Genomic DNA, 2,498 nt, shown 5'->3' on the forward strand with positions numbered 1-2,498 from the left:
GTGGTCGCCGTCTCGTCAAGCGCTACCGTAACGCCGGTGGCGGCGACAGCCGTCACCTTCGGCCCGTCATCGTCGAAGACGATCTTGGCGCCGATGGCGAGCGACTGGCTGACTGTGTCGCCGTCGAAGTCGGTGACGGTGACCACCGCATTGATCTTGCCCGACAGGTTGACCGGCTCGTCATAGGAGCCGCCCGAACCGTTGCCGGCCAGCGGATGCTGCAGCGACAGATATTGTGCCGTCGAGATATGGCCGGTCTGGTCGACCGAGACCGCGAAGGCAATGGCGCCGTCGGGATTGGCCGTACCGTTCGCGTTGTCGACGCGGCCGACGATCAGATTGCCTTCCTTGAACAGCGAGATCTCGTGCCCGTCGGTCGTCTTCAGGCCCGAATCGGTGCCTGGCTCTGCAACCGCAAGGCTGAGCACGGCCGCGCGCGGCTCGTCCGTGCCGGGCAGCGAGCCGAACAGCACCACCGGCAGGTTGCCATGCGCATAGCCCAGGCTTGCCGTGCCCAGTCCAAGCGAATCGAACTGGTGCGCGACCGAGGCGCTGCTGGTGTCGTCGTTCTGGTTGCCCGCCGTCTCGTCATGCACGACCGACACGCCGGTCGCGGTGATGAACACCTGCGGCACGTCGTCGACCACGGTGACCGTCGCCTTGCCGGTCAGCGTCACCGTATCGCCGTCGCCGTCCTTGGCCTGGAACACCGAGCCGAGGTCGATGCCGGCCACGCTGCCGCCGCCCAGATGCGTCTGCAGCGCGGTGTTCTGGTCCGATGTTCCGGCCGGCGGCGCGACATGGTCGAGCTGGTCGAACTGGCGCACCACGAAGGCGCCGCTCGAGGCATTCAGCGTCACCGTCATCACGGTGCGGTCGCTAAGCCCGTTGTAAGCGCCGTTGTGGTTGCTGTCGACAAAGCCGACCAGCGTGTTGCCCTGGACCGCCCAGCTCAGCTCGACGCCCTTCGACGACAATCCGATGGCCGTCAGGTCTGCGGCCGCCGTGCCGGTGAAGCCGAAACCGCCGCCGGCGGCCGGGCCGTCGGCGCCGAAGTCGACAAGCCCGTTCAGCGAGCCGGATGCGATCGCCGCACCCAGCGGGAACTCCGTGCCCGAACCGTCGCCGGACCCGTCATAGGGCGAGGTTCCCTGCGACAGCAGGCTGGCAATGTCGTCCTCGTCGATCGTCACCGGCGCGGCATGGCCGCTCAGGACCTTCGGCCCGTCATCGTCGAAGACGATCTTGGCGCCGATGGCGAGCGACTGGCTGACTGTGTCGCCGTCGAAGTCGGTGACGGTGACCACCGCATTGATCTTGCCCGACAGGTTGACCGGCTCGTCATAGGAGCCGCCCGAACCGTTGCCGGCCAGCGGATGCTGCAGCGACAGATATTGTGCCGTCGAGATATGGCCGGTCTGGTCGACCGAGACCGCGAAGGCAATGGCGCCGTCGGGATTGGCCGTACCGTTCGCGTTGTCGACGCGGCCGACGATCAGATTGCCTTCCTTGAACAGCGAGATCTCGTGCCCGTCGGTCGTCTTCAGGCCCGAATCGGTGCCTGGCTCTGCAACCGCAAGGCTGAGCACGGCCGCGCGCGGCTCGTCCGTGCCGGGCAGCGAGCCGAACAGCACCACCGGCAGGTTGCCATGCGCATAGCCCAGGCTTGCCGTGCCCAGTCCAAGCGAATCGAACTGGTGCGCGACCGAGGCGCTGCTGGTGTCGTCGTTCTGGTTGCCCGCCGTCTCGTCATGCACGACCGACACGCCGGTCGCGGTGATGAACACCTGCGGCACGTCGTCGACCACGGTGACCGTCGCCTTGCCGGTCAGCGTCACCGTATCGCCGTCGCCGTCCTTGGCCTGGAACACCGAGCCGAGGTCGATGCCGGCCACGCTGCCGCCGCCCAGATGCGTCTGCAGCGCGGTGTTCTGGTCCGATGTTCCGGCCGGCGGCGCGACATGGTCGAGCTGGTCGAACTGGCGCACCACGAAGGCGCCGCTCGAGGCATTCAGCGTCACCGTCATCACGGTGCGGTCGCTAAGCCCGTTGTAAGCGCCGTTGTGGTTGCTGTCGACAAAGCCGACCAGCGTGTTGCCCTGGACCGCCCAGCTCAGCTCGACGCCCTTCGACGACAATCCGATGGCCGTCAGGTCTGCGGCCGCCGTGCCGGTGAAGCCGAAACCGCCGCCGGCGGCCGGGCCGTCGGCGCCGAAGTCGACAAGCCCGTTCAGCGAGCCGGATGCGATCGCCGCACCCAGCGGGAACTCCGTGCCCGAACCGTCGCCGGACCCGTCATAGGGCGAGGTTCCCTGCGACAGCAGGCTGGCAATGTCGTCCTCGTCGATCGTCACCGGCGCGGCATGGCCGCTCAGGACCTTCGGCCCGTCATCCTCGAAAACGATGGTCTGGGAGATGTCAGCGCTTTGTGTGACGTGGTCGCCGTCGCCATCGGTCGCCGTGACGGTGACCGAGACCGAGCCGGCGCCGAGCGCGAT

Annotated in this window: 1 protein-coding gene; it reads right to left on the reverse strand. The window is 67.6% G+C overall.

Features of this window, described 5'->3' with window-relative positions:
* The coding region (locus LB547_RS32205; protein ID WP_224656017.1) for a DUF5801 repeats-in-toxin domain-containing protein at nucleotides 1–2,498 on the reverse strand (2,498 nt) is incomplete at both ends.

Origin of the sequence: Mesorhizobium sp. B264B1B (genome assembly GCF_020165765.1) — a bacterium.
In the GTDB taxonomy this organism is placed as follows: Bacteria; Pseudomonadota; Alphaproteobacteria; order Rhizobiales; family Rhizobiaceae; genus Mesorhizobium.